This is a genomic window from Streptomyces sp. CLCI03 (genome assembly GCF_053615355.1).
Genome location: NZ_CM132132.1, coordinates 1,328,770 through 1,346,160, shown reverse-complemented (window position 1 = coordinate 1,346,160; position 17,391 = coordinate 1,328,770). Strand labels below are relative to the sequence as shown.

General features: G+C 71.7%; 13 protein-coding genes. 6 read left to right on the top strand and 7 right to left on the bottom strand.

Features of this window, described 5'->3' with window-relative positions; all coding sequences use genetic code 11:
* The first annotated feature begins 261 nt into the window (after nucleotides 1–261).
* Nucleotides 262–1,554 carry a DUF5933 domain-containing protein gene (locus tag ACWG52_RS06075; protein WP_389810734.1) on the top strand — a complete coding sequence of 431 codons (1,293 nt, stop codon included), beginning with the start codon at nucleotides 262–264 and terminating at the stop codon, nucleotides 1,552–1,554.
* Between the two features lie 64 nt (nucleotides 1,555–1,618).
* Here ACWG52_RS06075 and ACWG52_RS06070 read toward each other — a convergent pair whose 3' ends face one another.
* Nucleotides 1,619–2,557 carry a glycoside hydrolase family 16 protein gene (locus ACWG52_RS06070; RefSeq protein ID WP_389810575.1) on the bottom strand — a complete coding sequence of 313 codons (939 nt, stop codon included), beginning with the start codon at nucleotides 2,555–2,557 and terminating at the stop codon, nucleotides 1,619–1,621.
* 314 nt (nucleotides 2,558–2,871) lie between these two features.
* Nucleotides 2,872–3,426, bottom strand: coding sequence for a hypothetical protein (locus ACWG52_RS06065; protein WP_390168789.1), 555 nt, complete (start codon nucleotides 3,424–3,426; stop codon nucleotides 2,872–2,874).
* A 103-nt stretch (nucleotides 3,427–3,529) separates the two neighbouring features.
* Between ACWG52_RS06065 and ACWG52_RS06060 the strand changes: the two genes are divergently transcribed.
* The gene (locus ACWG52_RS06060) at nucleotides 3,530–5,623 is read left to right on the top strand and encodes a bifunctional polysaccharide deacetylase/glycosyltransferase family 2 protein (protein WP_390137163.1); all 2,094 of its coding nucleotides are present in this window, start codon (nucleotides 3,530–3,532) and stop codon (nucleotides 5,621–5,623) included.
* The gene (locus tag ACWG52_RS06055; protein WP_453128060.1) at nucleotides 5,620–6,870 is read left to right on the top strand and encodes an acyltransferase family protein; all 1,251 of its coding nucleotides are present in this window, start codon (nucleotides 5,620–5,622) and stop codon (nucleotides 6,868–6,870) included. The genes ACWG52_RS06060 and ACWG52_RS06055 overlap by 4 nt, the downstream gene beginning before the upstream one ends.
* 90 nt (nucleotides 6,871–6,960) lie before the next feature.
* Here ACWG52_RS06055 and ACWG52_RS06050 read toward each other — a convergent pair whose 3' ends face one another.
* Nucleotides 6,961–9,702 carry a M4 family metallopeptidase gene (locus ACWG52_RS06050; RefSeq protein WP_453128059.1) on the bottom strand — a complete coding sequence of 914 codons (2,742 nt, stop codon included), beginning with the start codon at nucleotides 9,700–9,702 and terminating at the stop codon, nucleotides 6,961–6,963.
* A gap of 257 nt (nucleotides 9,703–9,959) precedes the next feature.
* Here ACWG52_RS06050 and ACWG52_RS06045 point away from each other — a divergent pair, with 257 nt between their 5' ends.
* Nucleotides 9,960–11,111 (top strand): helix-turn-helix domain-containing protein, encoded by a 1,152-nt coding sequence (locus tag ACWG52_RS06045; protein WP_453128058.1) that lies wholly within the window; start codon nucleotides 9,960–9,962, stop codon nucleotides 11,109–11,111.
* A 33-nt stretch (nucleotides 11,112–11,144) separates the two neighbouring features.
* Here ACWG52_RS06045 and ACWG52_RS06040 read toward each other — a convergent pair whose 3' ends face one another.
* The 4 genes from ACWG52_RS06040 to ACWG52_RS06025 form a co-directional block, all read right to left on the bottom strand.
* On the bottom strand, nucleotides 11,145–11,282 hold the full coding sequence (locus ACWG52_RS06040) for a hypothetical protein (RefSeq protein ID WP_389810565.1): 138 nt from the start codon (nucleotides 11,280–11,282) through the stop codon (nucleotides 11,145–11,147).
* Between the two features lie 9 nt (nucleotides 11,283–11,291).
* On the bottom strand, nucleotides 11,292–12,173 hold the full coding sequence (locus ACWG52_RS06035; protein WP_389810562.1) for a DUF4436 family protein: 882 nt from the start codon (nucleotides 12,171–12,173) through the stop codon (nucleotides 11,292–11,294).
* A gap of 89 nt (nucleotides 12,174–12,262) precedes the next feature.
* Nucleotides 12,263–13,420 carry an agmatine deiminase family protein gene (locus ACWG52_RS06030; protein ID WP_389810560.1) on the bottom strand — a complete coding sequence of 386 codons (1,158 nt, stop codon included), beginning with the start codon at nucleotides 13,418–13,420 and terminating at the stop codon, nucleotides 12,263–12,265.
* 192 nt (nucleotides 13,421–13,612) lie between these two features.
* Nucleotides 13,613–14,209, bottom strand: coding sequence for a TetR/AcrR family transcriptional regulator (locus tag ACWG52_RS06025; protein ID WP_453128055.1), 597 nt, complete (start codon nucleotides 14,207–14,209; stop codon nucleotides 13,613–13,615).
* Between the two features lie 115 nt (nucleotides 14,210–14,324).
* Between ACWG52_RS06025 and ACWG52_RS06020 the strand changes: the two genes are divergently transcribed.
* Together ACWG52_RS06020 and ACWG52_RS06015 are read left to right on the top strand one after the other, a co-directional pair.
* Nucleotides 14,325–16,055: a serine/threonine-protein kinase gene (locus tag ACWG52_RS06020; RefSeq protein ID WP_453128054.1), complete on the top strand. Its 1,731-nt coding sequence runs from the start codon at nucleotides 14,325–14,327 to the stop codon at nucleotides 16,053–16,055.
* A 114-nt stretch (nucleotides 16,056–16,169) separates the two neighbouring features.
* Nucleotides 16,170–17,339, top strand: a complete 1,170-nt coding sequence (locus ACWG52_RS06015; protein WP_453128053.1) for an agmatine deiminase family protein — start codon at nucleotides 16,170–16,172, stop codon at nucleotides 17,337–17,339.
* The last annotated feature ends 52 nt before the right edge of the window (nucleotides 17,340–17,391 follow it).

The following is a 17,391-nucleotide window of genomic DNA, read 5'->3' as shown; positions in this document are numbered from 1 at the left end:
GCCCGTCGCACGCCCGTCGGACGCCGACACCCGGCGGAGCGGAATTCTCCGCTCAGGTCACCCCGACCGTGGCAGGTACCCGGGCGAACCGTCCGGTGCACCCACGCTCAATCAAACCTGCCCACTCCGTTAACATGTTCGACCTGACAATGTTCACGTTGGACCACGATAAGCGGCCGGAAATTGACATCAACGATATCGCGGGTTCTCTCTCGAATAGGCGGCGGCAGCAGCCCCGCCGAGCGGCCTCGACCGCGGGCCCTGCTCTGGGCCGTGGTGAGCGTGATCGCCGTCGGATTCCTCGTCGCACTTGAGCTGGCCGCGCGCTGGTACGACGTACCGGGCCCGATCACCGCCCAGGCGCGAGAGGTGATCTTCGCCCCCAAGTCGGGGACCGTGCTGTACGCCAGCATGGCGCTGATGATGGTGGTGCTCACCTGGCGGCAGCGGTTCATCGGGCTCGCCGCCGCGATCGGCATCGACCTCGTCCTCTGGCTCGTACGGTGGGCGGTCGGCGCCCAGATGATGTTCGGCACCGGCGCGCTGTGGGTGACCTTGGCCTGGGCCGTCATCGCGGTCACCCGCCGGACCGGCAACGAACGCCTCCTGCTGCTCAAGGGCGTGGGCCTGGCCCTGCTGCTGGTGACCGGCCGCAAGACCGGTTACACCTGGCTGTTCATCACCTCCGAGACCCGCCCGACGGTCCTCGACCAGTACGTGGCGACCGCCGACCACGCCCTGGGCAACCCCTCGTGGGTGGTGGGCCGGCTCGTCGAGGCCACCGGCCCGGTCGGCTTCCGCGTCCTGGAGTTCGTCTACATCCAGCTCGCGGTGGCCGCGGTCGCCGTCGCGCTGTACCAGCTGCGCCACGTGGCGACCCTGCGCCGCTTCCCGAGCCACCACCTGGTGCGCACCTTCCTGGTCATCGGCCTGCTCGGACCGGGCATCTACATGATCTTCCCGGTGGTCGGGCCGATCTTCGCGTACGGCGCCGACGGCGGACAGTGGGCTCTGGCCGACCTCTGGCCGAACACACCGCCACCGCTCGGTGCCCCCGGCCCGATGCCCTTCGACGAGATCACCCCGCGCAACTGCATGCCCAGCCTGCACACGGCATGGGCCACCGCGATCTTCATCCACTCCCGCAAGGCCCCGCGGGCACTGCGCTACGCCGGCACCTTCTGGCTGATCGCCACGCTCGGCGCCACGCTGGGCTTCGGCTACCACTACGGCGCGGACATCATCGCCGGCGTGGTCTTCACGGTCACGATCGAGACGGGCCTGCGTTCGCTCGCCCGCGGCTGGGACCGCCCCGGCGTCCTGCTGACCGGCTACGGCTTCGCGGTGTTCGTCGCGTACCTCGTCTCGTACCGCTACCTGTCGACGCAGCTGGCCGCGTACCCGTGGGTGTTCGGGCCGCTGCTGCTCCTGGCGATGGGCTCGGTGATCTACGGCTACGTCCGGACCACGCGGCTGTGGGAACGGCAGGACGCGGCCACCGCGGGAGCGCGGGTGCCGCAGCCACGACGCGAGGCGCAGCCCGAACTGGTGTGAGCGGGCGGGGCCGGCCGGGCCGCACGGACCGGCCCGCCCGTCGCCCCGGGCGCGACGTGCTCGGTCAGGACTTCGGCACGGTGTCGATGTGGTTGCTGCCGTCCCGGTAGAAGCCGTCCACCGTCTTCTGCACGTCCGCCGGGGACACGGCCTCGTCGGCCTTGTAGTAGACCCAGTTGACCTTCATGTCCCACGTGCGCGGATCGCCTGTGAAGGGCAGGTCGACGAACCAGTTGCTGAAGTGGATGTCCATCTTCTCGCGCGGGACGTACTTGCCGGAGCTGGTGAACACCTCCTTGCCGTCCAGGGAGTACGTGACCTTTCCGTCCATGGCGGTGATCATCAGGGTGTGCCAGCCTTCGAGGTCCCGCTCGAGCGTGTGGTTGACCCGATCCGGCGGATCGGCCTTGTACCAGCTGACGTTGTCGAGTCGCGGACCGACCGAACCCCAGCCGCCGTTCGGCAGGTACTCGAAGTCGAGTTCGCTGTAGTCGGCCGAGGAGTCCGCAGGAGAGATCGGGAAGAAGGTCTGGACGACGTGGTCGCCGTCGCGGCCGCTCGTGGGCTTGTCGCTGAAGCGGACCCGGGCGGCGAAGGTCCCCGTGAACAGGTTCCCGCCGGTGCTCTGCACCTCGACCTGCTTGGTGCCCCGCGCGGTGCCGTCGGTGGAGGACCGCAGCTGCAGGACCCGGCCCCCCTGGGCGGTCGTGTCGGCGGGGAAGCCGGCGCCCTCGGTGGACCAGGTGCTCTTGATCCCCGGGCCGCCCCCGTCGGTACGGATCTCCCAGCCGTGGGCCGCGAGCGAGGGGTCGTCGGGGCCGCTGTAGTGGAAGTTGTCGAACAGGGTTCCCGGCGGCCCGGTCGGCGTCGGCGAGGCATCGGCGGCGGGCGCGGCGGCATCGTCACCGGGGCCGCCGGAGCACGCGGCGAGCACGCACAGAAGAACGGGCAGCGTGAGCGCGGTCCACGCGCGGCGACGAGATCTGCGGCGAGGCTGGCTCACACGGGCTCCTCGGGGGAGTAGAGGCGGTTTCCGGACATGCCCTCGCGCGCGGAGATCGGCGGACGGTCCGATGAGGGCGTCATCCTACGACTCCGAGCGAGGACCGCGGCGACCACCGTGGCGGCACCGCGCTCCCCCGGTCGCCACGGTTCCGGAGACATGGCTTGGCTGAAATATGCCCCTCTCTGCACTCGACGGCCGGCAGTCCGGGGCTACCGGTCGGTACCGACAATTGGAGTTTCGATCCGATTACGACCCACGTGCAGATCGACTCAAATGCCATCATGCACCGCAAGTTGCCTCGGTTCGATGCACTAGCGTTCGCCCTGCGATCCAGCGATCCACGTGCCCTGCAATGAAAGGCTTCGCAAGGTGCGCCAAACGATCAATTCAAGCCAGCGTGGACCGGTGCGTCCGGCGGACCCCGAAACGTCTCGGTCGCGCTTCCTGGAGTTCGCTCCCGCACCGGTGTTCGTCGACCGGTCGGGAACGCGTGGCCGCCTGCTGCGAGGTATCGGCTGGCCGGTTTCCGTCGTCGGCGCGATCCTGGCGGTCGCGATGGCCGGCAGCTTGGTCGGTGTCCAGGCGGACGCCCCGGCGATGGGCGTTCCCGCGCAGCCCTCACGGACACCCGTCCCGTCACGCACCCCCGCGCCGTCGCTGTCGCCCGGCGTGTCGTCCGTGTCGACCACGTCGTCCACACCGCGGACGGTCGCGGGGTCCGCGACACCCCGGACGAAGAACTCGGCCGTCGCGTCGAAGACCGCGGTCGCCACGGCGAATGCGGGGGCGACGGCGAAGACGGGGGCGACGGCGAAGCCCGGCGCCACCGCGCCGCGTGGGGCGAAACCCTCGGGCCGCCCGGCCAAGCAGCCCTGATCACCCGCACCACCGTCTCCAGGAGCGTCATTGTCCCGCCACCAGCGCCGCCGGCAGTCCCTGCTCAGGCCGCGCCGACTGGCCGCGCCGCCGCTGCGCTTCTTCATGCCGCTGTCCCTGCTGGCCTGCCTGCTCGCGCTCCTCGTCCTGCGCGGCCTCGCCACCAACGAGGCGTTCCACGACTCACGGATCGCGATCTCGGTCGACAAGGACACCGTGCCGCAGAGCCTGCTCAAGGGCGGCCCTGTCATCGACGCGCGGGGCGCCAGGAACGAGCACCCCGTGAGCTACCACATCCCCGACCGGACCGCGGTGCTGAGCTTCGACGACGGCCCCTCACCCGAGTGGACTCCGAAGATCCTCGAGGTGCTCGCCGCCCGCAAGGTCCGGGCGGACTTCTTCGTGACCGGCGCGATGACCACTCGCAACCCGGAGCTGATTCGGCAGATCGTCGCGGGCGGCCATGAACTCGGCGTGCACACCTTCACCCACCCCGACCTGGTGTACCAGTCCCACGCCCGGATCAGTTGGGAGCTCGCGCAGACGCAGCTGGCGCTGGCGGGCGTCGCGGGCGTCCACTCCGCTCTCTTCCGTCCGCCGTATTCCTCCGACGCCACCGCGATGGACGACTGGAACTATCCGGTGATCAAGTACGTCGGCGCGCGCGGCTACCTCACCGCGTTCATCGACCGCGACACCGACGACTGGAAGCGCCCCGGAGTCGACGCGATCGTCAAGGCCGCGATGCCCGCCAAGCCGGGTGCCGGCGCGTTGATCCTGCTGCACGACGCCGGTGGCGACCGCACCCAGACCCTGGCCGCACTCGTGCAGATCATCGACAAACTGCAGGCCGAGGGCTACCGCTTCACGACCATCTCCGACGCACTCGGGGCCTCCGGCGCGACCGTGCCGGTGGAGGGATTCCAGCTGTGGGCGGGCAAGGGATTCATCTGGGCCACCCAGGTCGCCGTGCACACCCTGCCGGTGCTGGTCTGGCTGCTGGCCCTCGTCGGCTTCCTCAACTTCGGCCGCTTCGCCCTGATGCTCGTACTCGCTCCGATCCACGCCCGCCGGTCCAAAAGGCGGGACGCCTGGGGACCACCGGTGACCGAGCGGGTCACCGTACTGGTCCCCGCCTACAACGAACGCGAGTGCATAGCCAACACCCTGCGCTCCCTCGCCGTCAGTGACCATCCGATAGAGGTGATCGTCATCGACGACGGTTCCACGGACGGGACCGCGGACATCGTCGAGGAGATGGACCTGCCGTTCGTCCGGCTGATCCGCCAGGGCAACGGCGGTAAGTCCAGCGCGCTCAACACCGGGATCGCCGCCGCCTCGCACGACATCATCGTGATGATGGACGGCGACACCGTCTTCGAGCCGTCCACCGTGCGCGAACTGGTCCAGCCTTTCGCCGACCCGGCGATCGGCGCGGTCGCGGGCAACGCCAAGGTCGGCAACCGCGACAGCCTGATCGGGGCCTGGCAGCACATCGAGTACGTCCTCGGCCACAACCTGGACCGCCGGATGTACGACATGCTGGGCGTCATCCCCACCATCCCCGGAGCCGTCGGCGCCTTCCGTAAGGAGGCCCTGCGGCGGGTCGGCGGGATGAGCGACGACACCCTCGCCGAGGACACCGACATCACCATCGCGGTGCTCTGCGCCGGCTGGCGGATCGTCTACGCGGAGCGGGCCCGAGCCTGGACCGAGGCTCCCGCAAGCCTCCAGCAGCTCTGGTCCCAGCGCTACCGCTGGAGCTACGGCAGCATGCAGGCGATGTGGAAGCACCGCGGCGCCGTGACCTCCCGTGGCCCGGCCGGGCGCTTCGGCCGGCTCGGACTGCCGCTCATCGTGCTCTTCGGCGTGGTCGCCCCGTTGCTGGCACCGCTCGTCGACATGTTCCTGCTGTACGGCGTGCTGTTCGGGGACGCCCCGATCACCCTCACCAGCTGGGGCGGCTTCATCCTGCTCCAAGCCGCACTGTCCTGGTACGCCTTCCGGCTCGACCACGAGAAGCCCTGGCATCTGATCAGCCTGCCGATCCAGCAACTGGCCTACCGGCAGCTGATGTACGTCGTCCTGTTGCAGTCCGCGATCACGGCGATGACCGGGGGACGACTGCGCTGGCAGAAGCTCCGGCGCACCGGCGAGGTCGCCGTGCCGGTGGAGGCCCGACCGTGACCGCCTCCCTCGACCTCGGGCGTTCCCAGGACACCGTCCGACTGCGGATCCCCGCCGCTCTGCGCGCCGAGCAGGAGCCGCAAGTCGCGGCGCCGTCCGCACGTACGGGCGGCCGGGACCGCTACCTCGACCTGCTGCGCGCGCTGGCCCTGGGCCGTGTGGTGCTTTACCACAACTTCGGCTGGTTCTGGTTGCCGCTCGTCTTCCCGTCGATGGGCGTGATGTTCGCCCTGGCGGGATCGCTGATGGCTCGCTCGCTCGGCCGGCCCGCCGCCGGCGTGATCCGCGGCCGACTTCGCCGACTGCTGCCGCCGATGTGGCTGTTCGGCGCCGTCATGATCGCGCTCCAGATCCACGCGGGCTGGGGCCCCCGGTCCGAGGGCCACCCCACGTGGTGGTGGGCCGAGCTGTCCTTCTGGATCCTGCCGCTGAGCACCCCGCCGTACGCGGACGAGCTGTCCGGCTTCCCGTTCGTGGAACACAGCTGGGCCGCGCAGATCATCGTCCCGCTCTGGTACCTCCGGGCGTACCTCTGGTACGTCCTGCTCTCGCCACTGCTGCTTCGGGCGCTGCGACGATTCCCGGTGCTGACGCTCGCCGCCCCCCTGGCGACGGTGATCGTCATGAACGCGTTCTTCGCCGACCAGGAATTCGTCTACGGCCGGCTCTGGGAGACCGCCAACGACTTCGCCACCTTCGGCGCCTGCTGGATCCTCGGCATGGCCCACCAGGAGGGGCTCCTCAAGAAGATCCCGCAGTACGTACTGCCGTCCGTCGCGCCGCTGATCATGGTGGCCGGCTTCTGGTACCTGCAGACCCGTCCGGTCGATCCGACCGTGGTGACCGACATCGAGGCCTGGCCGATCGCCCAGGCCCTGTGGTCCTTCGGCTTCGTCGCCGTCCTGCTTCACGTCAGCCCGGCCTGGGAGCGGTGGCCCAGGCCGCTGGAACGCTGGAACGGCCTGGTCGGCCTGCTCAACGCACGCGCCGTCAGCTTCTACCTCTGGCACCAGGTCGCACTGGTGGCCGCCGTCCCGTTGATCGACCCGCTCTGGAGCGTCCCCTTCGTCTACGCGCACTTCCAGTGGCTGTTGGCCAGCCAATGGTTCACGCTGCTGGTGGCGATCCCGTTGCTCGGCCTGCTGGTGCTGACCTTCGGGTGGATCGAGGACGTGGCCGCCAAGCGGTCGCCGCGGCTCTTCCCGTACCCGCGCCGCCTACGGGGCAGGCGTCGGGCCGCCGACTGATCGGGGCGCTCCCGGTACGGGGCCGCCGCGAGCGGGCACGCGGACGGGGCCGACGGCTGCGCCGTCGGCCCCGTCGCTCGTCGGGAGGGATCAGCAGGTGCCGGCCGGTCGCTCCCGGACCACCAGGTCGGTGGAGCCGGTGGTCGCGTCCAGCCAGGTGACCTGGCGGCCCGCGCCCGCCGCCGGGTAGCTCTGCTCACCGCGGTTGCAGGAGACCCGTTCGCGGCGGGAGCCGTCGGTGGTCAGCTGCCACAGCTTGGGCAGTGTCTCGTTGCGGTAGCGCGTGTCGGGCGTCTGGGCGACGAGGGTCAGCGCGTCCTGCGAGACCGTCAGGTCGGAGGCGATGAAGGCGCCCGGCTTGTGCTCGCTGCTGACGATGAAGGCGCCGCGGCCGTCCAGGCCGGAGCTGATGACCGACGTCAGACCGCCGTCGCTCTCGTCGGTGTCGGCCAGCCAGAACACGTTCTTGCCGTTGATACCGGTCTGGCCGAGGCTCACCGGCTCGTCGAGCTGCTCCGTCATGACCGCCTTGCCGGTGGCGAGGTCGACGACCTCCACGCCCAGCCGGTAGGAACCGGCCTCCGGGTAGAGCTTCGCGTAGGCGATCTTGTTGTCACCGATGGAGGGGAGCGCGGTCAGCGTGTTCCACCTCTTCCCGTCGGTGAAGACCGGGGCCTTGTCGGTGGGGCGCAGGTAGCCGACGTGCCGGCCGCCGAGGATGTCGTACTCCTCGAACACGACCGTGCTCTTCTCCACCCGCAGGCCCGCGACGCCGGTCACGGAGCTGTACAGGGTCTTGATCGGGCCGCCCGCCACGGGGCGGGAGAGGACGTCGACCGAGGTCGGGCCGTACGCCGTCCACACCACGGTCTTGCCGTCCGTCGCCGGGGCGGTGTGGTAGCGGCCGTCGTTGGGGCTGATCACCTTCGGGGCGCCCTTGCCGTCCAGGCGGCCGGCGTACACCGAGTAGGGCTCGGAGCCGTCGTCGTCGGACTTGGAGGCCGTCCACCAGCCGCCGCCCGCACCCACTCCGGAGTCGGTGGTGTTCAGCTTGCCGAAGAGGGTGTCGGTGTCGACGCCGAGGGCCTGCTCCCAGCCGGGGACGATGCCGTGGGCGTTGAACGACCGCTTGACCGCGTTCTGCTGGCCGGCGGTCGCGCCCAGTGCCTTGGCCGCCGCGAGCACCGCGCCCCGGGCCTCGGTGAACCCGTCGATCGGCGTCATGTACTCGGTGACCGCCTTGTACACGATCTTGTCCGCCAGGGCGCCGCCCAGGTCCTCGCGCATGTCCCACAACGCGCCGGAGAAGATCGTCGAGTTCAGGTGCACGCCGCCGTTGTCGGTGGCGAACGACACGCCCAGGAAACTCTTCGAGGTGGTCGCCCCGTCGTTGAGGTCGCGCAGGGCGCAGTCGGCGGCCGCCTTCGTGCGGCACAGGTCCTCGCCGATCAGGCCGGCGGTCGGATCGCCCATCGGCGTCCCGTTCGCGGTGACGTCGATCGCGTTGCCGAAGTAGTCGGCCAGGGCCTCGTTCAGGGCGCCGGACTGGCCCGCGTAGACCAGGTTCGCCGTGTGCTCGATGACGCCGTGGGTCATCTCGTGGCCGACGACGTCCGTGTCGGCCGACATCGGCTTGAACTCCTTGTCCCCGATGCCGTAGACCATCTTGGTGCCGTCCCAGAACGCGTTGGCGTACGGCTGGCCGTAGTACGTCACGCCGACCAGGGAGTTGACGGTCCCGCCGTTCCCGTCGAGGCTGTCGCGCCCGAAGTTCTTCTTGTAGAAGTCGTAGACCTGGCCCGCGTTCCAGTGGGCGTCCACGGCTCCCGAGTCCGTCGCCGCCGCGCCGAAGGAGGTGTTCGGGGAGGAGAACATCGTGATGCCGGAGGGCCACCTGCCCGAGGTCTCCGACACCGACTTGCCACGGGCGTCCCACGTGGACAGCAGGCTCTTGCTCGTGGTGCGCATACGGCCCGCGTCCGCGAGGAGGTAGCTGCCGGCCGCCGGGTCGTAGGCGATGTCCAGCGAAGCCGCGGCGCCGCTCAGCCGGGCCCCGGACCCGGTTTCCGGGACCAGGTTCGCGGGAGCGGCCGGCGGGCCGTCCGCCGTCGGGCTCTCGGCGAACTCACCGGCCGCCGAGGCCGCCGGGGCCGCCATCGTCTTCAGCGCGCTGTACTGGAGCGCCGAGTAGCCCGAGCGGGCGTCCACGTACACCTCGTCCACGACCGGTGCCCCGGTGCCGGGCGCGGTGCCGCGCACGGTGACGCGGTAGGCGAGGACACCGGCCCCCTTGGGCAGGACGACGAGCCCCTTGGCCTCACCGGTCATGCCGGTGGCCGCCGGATCACCGGACTCGGACCGCGGTGCCTGGCCCTTGTCGAGAGCCGCTCCCAGCCGGCGGGCCGTGGCGGCCACCGCGCGGCGGACCGCGACGTCCTCCGCCACCTGCGGGGTCACGCCGGTGCTGAGGGCGGTGAAGTAGTGCCCCGAGGTGCCGGTGACCACGCGCTTGCCGTCCTGCTTCTGCATGCGCACGACGTACTGGCCGCCCAGGACGGGGACACCGCGGTGCTTCTGCTGCAGCCGGACCGTCTCGTCCTCGGACCCGGTGGCCGTCGCCGCCAGGGGGACGAGGTCGCTGCCCGCCCGGGGGATCTTGTAGCGGCCCTTGTTCGCGGCGAGGTGCTGCCGTGCCGCGTCGGCCGGGGCGGCCTTGGCGTCCACGGGCTCCCGTATGCCCTCGACGAGCACCGGGGTCGCGGTGTCCTGGCCGGGTAACGCGTTCGAGGGGCCGGGGTCCGCGGCCCAGGCCGGCGACGCCTGCAAGGTCATTGCGGCGGCCAGCAGAACCGCGATCGCTCCGGCGGAGCGGAGGTCTTTCCGCCATATCTGTCGTGCGGCAGGGGTGGATGCCGTAGAACCTGCGCTGAGCTCGGGCAAGGGGTCTCCTCAACCATGAGTGCCTGATGCGTTGCTGTGAGTTGCCGCCATGCAAGCGGCGCGGACGGCTCCCGACCAGAGCCGGGACCCCCTCAGAAGTGGCCATGCACACTTGTGGGGGCTCTGTGAAGGCGGTCAAAATCCCCGGCATGATCGAAACCGACCCGCACGACAGGACCCCGGCCCGCACGCAGGAAGACAGCCGGCCGGTGACGCACACGGCCGCCGATCCGGCCTCCGTGCTGCGCGTACTCATCCAGCGCAGGCAAGCCCTCCTGCACCAGGAGTCGGCCGACCTCAACTCCCTGCGCTCCTACGCCGACCGGCTGGCCCACCGGCTTCCGCCGCAGCCCGCGCCACCCCCCGACGCGCCGGCCGGCATCGAGATCCTCACCGGCACCGAAGCGGCCCGGGCCCGCCTCGACACCCTGCTCGACACCGCGGAGACGGAGGTGCTGATCCTCGACCGCACCGAAAGAGCACCGGAGGCTCCCGGACGGGAGGAGGCCGGGGCCGGTGCGGTCGGGGCCGCCGGGGCGGTGGGGGCGATCGGCTGGGACCGCATACGCCACCTGCTGGCGCGCGGCGTCGTCGTACGGACCGTCACCGACCGGCGGGGCACCGACTTCCCGGACCGGGCGAAGGAGCTGATCGCCCTCACCGGACTCGGCCTCCAGGCCCGGATCGGCCGGCGCCTGCCCACAGGCCTGGTCCTCGTGGACCGGCGTACCTGCCTGCTGCCCCCGCAACCCGACATCGACGACGGAGCCGACGGGGTGGACGGAGCCGGGGGAGTCGACGGGGCGGCCCTGGTGTTCGGCGACTCCCTGGTGCACCGGGCCGCGCTGCCCCTGTTCGAGTCCCTGTGGGCGCGCGCCACCCCCGTGGGCAGCCCTGGCAGTCCGCTCGTCGCGGACCAGCGGGAACTGCTCGGGCTGCTCGCGTCCGGTCTGAAGGACGAGACCATCGCCCGCCGGCTCGGGGTGCACGTGCACACCGCGCGCCGGCGGATCACCCGCATGCTGGAGGAACTCGGCGCCGACACCCGCTTCCAGGCCGGTGTCCAGGCCGCCATCCGCGGCTGGCTGCAGCCGCACCCCGATCCGGACGGCGAGGCAGGGGGGCCGGGAGCGCACTTCACGGGGTCCGGCGCCGCCGGTCCGGCCGCCGCTTCGGCCGCGGGTCGGTCCGTGGGGCGGGGCGCACCCCACGATCTCCTGCTACGCCCGCTCCACCCCGAGCCCGGCCCGTGCCGTGAGCCGCGCGGGGGCGAGGCGGTGGACCCGGCACGGCACCGTTGAGCGGACCTCACCGACCACGGCCGTCGGGGCGGGTCAGGCCGTCCCGGTCCGGATGCCGTCGGTGGTCCGGCGACGGCGCCGGACCGGAGCCGCCCGGCCGCGGTGGCTGACCACGGCCGGGGACGTGGCGACGAGCGAGCCGTCGCCGGGAACGGGGCCCGTGCTGCGCACCAGGCGCCCCTAGGGGGCGTCCGTGGGCGTCGTCGCCCGGGGTTCGGCGCGGATGCCGGTGATGACCACCGTGATGAGGCAGAACGCGATGACCGTCTCCGCCCAGAGGAACGCGATGTAGTCGAGCAGGCAGCCGATGGGCGGGGAGCCCGGGGCCGTGTTGCGGAAGGCGGCCAGCGCGAAGAGGGTCGCGGCCATCCAGCCGAGGGCGGGCCAGGTCAGGCCCTTGCGTCGGGTGACCAGGTACCAGCCGCCGATCAGGACCGAGACGGCGAGCGCCCACATGGCGAGCATCATGAAGACGGCGAAGACGAAGACGCTGTTGGACCGGGCCAGGCCGATGTCGAGGACCGCGATGCCCTGCGTCGTCGAGGCGTCGACCGTCGCCGAGAAGAGGACGTCGTTGTTGGAGAGCGTCACGCGGACCGGGACCTTCTCGCCGCCGAGCACCGCACCGAACTCGACGTCCGCCCCGTAGGTGTCGAAGGGGTAGTCCGTGATCGAGCCGCCCGTCAGGGCCACCGGCACGTCCGTCGTGGCGATGCGCTGGTGGGCCTTGAAGGTGAGGTCGCCCCGGGTGGCCGTGGACGTCAGGACGGTGAGGTCCTCGGTGGGGGAGACCCCGTCGGCCTCGGCCAGGGCGCCCCGGGGGGTGACCAGGACGCGCAAGGTCATCTCGCGGCCCGCGGCGTCGACGCGCTGGATCGTGGCGTCGATGTCGACGCGGTCCCGGTCGGCGCGCCCCGCCGTGTACACCGTGTCCAGGGCCTGGCGTTCCCCGAACTGGAGCCACGCCCCCACGGTGACCGCCGCCACGATGGCGATCAGGACCAGGCCCGGCAGCAGCGGGACGCGGCGCGCGGGTCGTGCGGGGCGGTGGGAGTTCGACAAGGTGGCTCCGGTGGTGCGGGCTACGGCGTGCGGGCCGGGGCGGGGCGGGCCGCGGGGTGTGCCGGGGGTGGCCGCTGACGGATCAGGCGTCAGGCGGCGGGCTTGCCGGGCTGGTCGTGGGTCGAGCAGTGGATGCCGCCGCCGCCCGAGGCGATGGTGTCGATCTTCACCATGACGACGTCCCGCTTGGGGAAGTGCTCCCGCAGGATGCCGCGGGCGCGGTCGTCCGCCTTGCGGTCCCCGAACTGCGGCATGAACACCGAGTCGTTGGCGACGTAGAAGTTGGCGTAGGTGGAGACGAAGTCGTCGCCTTCGCCCGTGATCCGGTTCAGGTCGGGCTGGGGCAGGTCGATGACCTCGAAGCGGCGGCCGCGGGCGTCCGTCGACTTCGACAGGACGGACTTCGCCTGGTCGGCGGAGCGGGACCAGGAGTCCGGCGAGGTGCTGGGGTGGGCGCGGTCGAGCAGGACCACTCCGGGGGCGGTGAAGCGTACGAGGCTGTCCACGTGCGCGTCGGTGATGTCCTCGCCGCGTACGCCGGCCAGCCAGATGACCTTCTGGACGCCCAGGGTCTGCTTGAGCTCGGCCTCGATGGTGTCCCGGGACTTCCCCTTGTTGCGGTTGTCGTTGACGATCGAGCTCTCGGTGACCATCAGGGTGCCCTCGCCGTCGGTCTCGAAGGAGCCGCCCTCGGCGACGAGCGGGGCCTGGACCCGGGGGATGCCGTACTTCTGCAGCAGCAGGCGCCCCACCTGGGCGTCGTTCGTGTGCTCCTGCTTGTTGCCCCAGCCGTTGAAGTTGAAGTCGACGCCGACGACCTTGGCCCCCTCCTCGACGAACACGGGGACGGTGTCGCGGGCCCACAGGTCGTCGACGGCCAGCGGGATCACCTCGACCTGGGAGCCGACGGCCTTCTGGGCCGCGCTCACCTGGTCGGGCCGGGCCATCATGATCACTTCTTCGTAGTCGCCGACGGCCCGCGCGATCCGCGCGATGTCCTCGCGTACGTAGGGCAGGTCCTGCTCCCAGACCGAGGCGAGGGCCGGCCAGGACATGAAGGTGCGGGTGTGGCTCTCCCACTCGGCGCCGAACCGGCGCTTTCCGTCCGCGGTGGGCTGGGGGGAGCCGCCGGCTCCGGTCTGCTTGCCGGATTCGGCGGGACCGCAGGCGGCCGCGCCGAAGACGGCGGCGCCGATCCCGGCGAAGGTACGGAGGACGGACCGGCGGGTGGGGGGAGTGAACGACACGAGGGGACTCCGATCGTGTGCTGGCGGAGCGAGGGGCGTCCGGCCAGGGCGGGCACGGGAGGCGTGGCACAGGCCGGCGGGCCGGGCCCTATCCAAAGGGTGCACGCTTTGCACCGAGAACATCCGATACGCACGGGTAAGTGGTGCGGCCGGATGTCGTCCACTGTTGCACTGACTGGAATTTCAGTCAATTTACGGGGTGAGGGAACCGAGCTGCCCGATCTCGACCCCGATCGCCCCGCGCATCAGGTCACGGGCGTGCGCCGCGGGCAGCAGGCCGCTCAGCCAGCGACCGCTCAGCCCCTCCAGCAGGGCGGTCAGTCGTTCGGCGGCGGCGGTGACGGCGGTGTCGGGTGCGGCCGGGCACGCCGCGGCCAGCAGGTCCGCGACCTCCTCCACCCAGGCCGCGCCGGCCGCGGTGAGCTCGTCGCGCAGTTCCGGGTCGAAGATCGTGTGGGACCGCAGCTCCCCCCAGGCCGTACTGTTCTCGCGCACCTCGGGCAGGTCCTGGAATTCGAGCAGCAGGATCCGCTCCAGGAGTCGGTGCGGGTCCACGGTCGAGGGAGCGGCGCCCACCTCGTCGGCGGCACCCGTGTAGCGGTCGGCCCGGTCGCCGATGAAGGTCAGGGCGTGCCGCAGGATGCCGGTCCGGTCCTTGAAGTGGTAGTAGATCAGGGCGGTCGACACGCCGGCCTCGGCCGCCAGATCGGTCACCCGCAGTCCGCGGACCCCGCGTCTGGCGATGACCCGGGCGGCGCCCTCCAGGATGGCCCTTCTTCGATCCGACACCGGTCGATCCTCCCTTCTGGCGGTGTGCGTCTCGCATTGTCACACATTGACTGAAACTTTAGTTAGCGGCACGATGCGGCCCAGGTCATTGCCGCATCGTTGAAAGAGCCACCGCATGTTCGCTCAGCTTCCCGGCGTACAGTCCGCCCTCACGGCCCTGTCCGCCGACGACCCCCACGAGATCGGTGGCTACCGCCTCCACGCCCGGCTCGGCTCCGGCGGCATGGGGGTGGTCTACCTGGCGTACACGCCGGGCGGACGGCCCATCGCGCTGAAGGCCGTCCGGCGCGAGTTCGCCGCGGACCCGGAGTTCCGCGAGCGCTTCGCCCAGGAGGTGGCGAGCGCCCGCCGGATCCATGGCCTCTTCACGGCGCAGGTGGTCGACTCGGGCGAGGACGACCACACCCCGTGGCTGGCCACGGCCTACGTGCCGGGCCCCTCGCTGCACGAGGTCGTGCGGCGGCACGGGCCGCTGCCGGTGCGGACGGTGCTGCTGCTCGTCGCCGGCATCGCCGAGGCCCTCCAGGAGATCCACCGGGTGGGCGTCGTCCACCGGGACCTCAAACCGGCGAACGTGCTGGTCGCGGGGGACGGGCCACGAGTGATCGACTTCGGTATCGCGCGCGCCGCCGACGCCGCCGCCCTGACCGGCGTGGGCCTACGGATCGGCACCGCCGCCTTCATGGCGCCGGAGCAGGCGCTGGGCCACCCGGTGACCCCGGCGACCGATGTCTTCGCGCTCGGGGCGCTCGCCGGGTTCGTCGCCGGCGGGGTCCCGCCCTTCGGGAACGGCCCGGAGTCCGGCGCCCTGTACCGGGTGGTCCACGAGCAGCCGGACCTCGGCCGGATCCCGCACGAGTTGCACGAGCTGCTGTCGTGGTGCCTGGCCAAGCGTCCGCAGGACCGTCCCACCACCGCCGACCTGATCGCGGCCGTCCACGCGCACCCGCTCGTGGGGCGGCGACCGGAGTTCACCGACGGCTGGCTGCCCCGTCCGGTGCTGGCGGAGGTCGGGGGCCGGACGGGTGCCGACCCGGACGCGGGGGTGGCGGGGTCCGGGTCGTCCGCGGGCGGTGCGGGCGCCGCCGGATCCGATCGGCCCGGGCAGCCCGTACCGGAGCGCCGTCAGGCGACGGTGGCGGCGGCCGCGTACCCCGCGCCCGGTCCGGGCGGGACCATGCCGTACGCCCCGAGCCCGAGCCCGAGCCCGAGCCCGAGCCCGGGCCCCGTCCCGCATCGGGCGTCGAGCCCGGCCCCGGTCCCGGCCCCGGCTCCGGCTCCGGCCCCGGAGGCGCCGACACCCCCGGCGCGCCGCGACCGGCGGCGCGACCGGAGCCGGCTCCCCGTGGTCGCCCTGGCGGCCGCCGCCCTGCTGGCGTGCGGTGGCGGCGCCTACTGGTTCGGCCTCCCCCCGGAGGAGGGCGAGACCCCCGCCGCGGAACCCGCCGCATCCTCCTCCGGGCCCACGGCGTCCGCGTACGTGCCCGGATATGCGCAGGCCGAGCTCACCGCCCCGGATTCCGGTTATGAGTTCGACCTGCGCGCCGGGAAGGTGGTCCCCGTCGAGAGCGCCGCCTGGTACCTCGCCCGCGGCTCCGACGCCTTCGTGCTGCCCGAGGAGTCCGACGCGTTCGTCGCCGACGGAAACGGAGACCTGACCCCGGACGACTGCGCCCGAGGCATCGAGACCCGGCCCGTGACGACCCTGCCGTTCAAGGCGCTCGCCAAGGAGCGCCCCTTCTGTGTGCGAAGCCCTGACCAGCGGGAACTCGCGATCGTCCGGCTCGTCGAGGCGACCTCCGCAGGCTCCGTGACGATCGCCGTCGACCACTTCCGCAAGAGCTGATCCCCCGAAGTGGAACCACGTCCGCGCACCGTCGCGACACGCGGAAAGGTTGACTGAATTTTCAGTTAAGGCAAGGATGCCGTCCATCCCGCCCCTCCTCATCAGGGAGTCACCATGGATGTCAACCCCCGCACCTCGCGCCGCCGAGTGCTCCAGTTCGGCGCGGCGGCCCTGCCGCTGGCGGCCCTCGGCTCCACCCTCCCCTCGCTGGTGCAGACGGCCTCGGCCGCCCCGAACGGAACCGACACGCTTCGCATGCCCGCCGAGACCGACCGGCACCTCCGTACGTACATGGCCTGGCCGGCCCTCTCCTCGGTGTGGGGCAGCGGCCTCGCGGCGGTACGCAGGGACATCGCCGATGTCGCCCACGTGATCTCGCGCTACGAGCCGGTCGTGGTGCTGGCGCGCCCCGGCCAGGTCGCCGAGGCCCGCTACCAGTGCGGACCGGGCGCCTACTACGGCATCCAAGTCATCGACATCCCCAACGACGACCTCTGGATCCGCGACTTCGGGCCCACCTTCGTCGTCGCCCCGGGCGCCGTCGCCGGTGTGGACACCAACTTCAACGGCTGGGGCAAGGCCGGCACCAAGTTCGCGCAGCCCTTCGCCAACGACGCGGCGGCGGCCCGCACGCTCCTCGCCGAGTGCGAGGTGAACCGGATCCGCGCCGGCTTCGTCGGCGAGGGCGGCTCGCTGGAGACCGACGGCGACGGCACCCTGCTGGCCACGGTCAGTTCGATGGTGAACGCCAACCGGAACCCGGGCATGAGTCAGGCCCAGGTCGAGCAGGCCATGAAGACGGCGCTCGGCATCGACAAGGTGATCTGGGTGCCGGGCCTCGCCGGCGAGGACATCACCGACTGCCACATCGACTGCCTGGCCCGCTTCATCGCCCCCGGCCGCGTCATCCTCGACAAGCCCGGCCCCGGCGCCGACAAGAAGTGGGTGGCCGTCTACGAGGAGACCAAGCGGGGCCTGCAGAGCGCCACCGACGCCCGGGGCCGCCGCCTGTCCATCACCGAGCTGCCCGGCCCGGACCGGCGCGAGATCACCGGCCGGGGCGACGAGTTCCTGTCCAGCTACACCAACTACTACACGGCGAACGGCGCGGTGATCGCCCCCCGGTTCGGCGACGGCCACGCCGACGGCGTCGCCTACGCCATCCTCCAGTCCGCCTACCCGTCCTACCGCGTCGAGCAGCTCCCGATCGACGGCATAGCCTCCGGCGGCGGCGGAATCCACTGCGCGACCCAGTCCCACCCGGCCGCACCGCCGGCGCTCTGATGCCAGGGCCGCCCCGGCCGGAGCGGCCGGTCGCGCCCGCCGGGGCGGCCCG

Coding starts and splice junctions, on each gene's coding strand:
- ACWG52_RS06020 (WP_453128054.1), top strand. CDS start 14,325: ATGTTCGCTCAGCTTCCCGGCGTACAGTCCGCCCTCACGGCCCTGTCC.
- ACWG52_RS06015 (WP_453128053.1), top strand. CDS start 16,170: ATGGATGTCAACCCCCGCACCTCGCGCCGCCGAGTGCTCCAGTTCGGC.
- ACWG52_RS06050 (WP_453128059.1), bottom strand. CDS start 9,702: ATGACCTTGCAGGCGTCGCCGGCCTGGGCCGCGGACCCCGGCCCCTCG.
- ACWG52_RS06045 (WP_453128058.1), top strand. CDS start 9,960: ATGATCGAAACCGACCCGCACGACAGGACCCCGGCCCGCACGCAGGAA.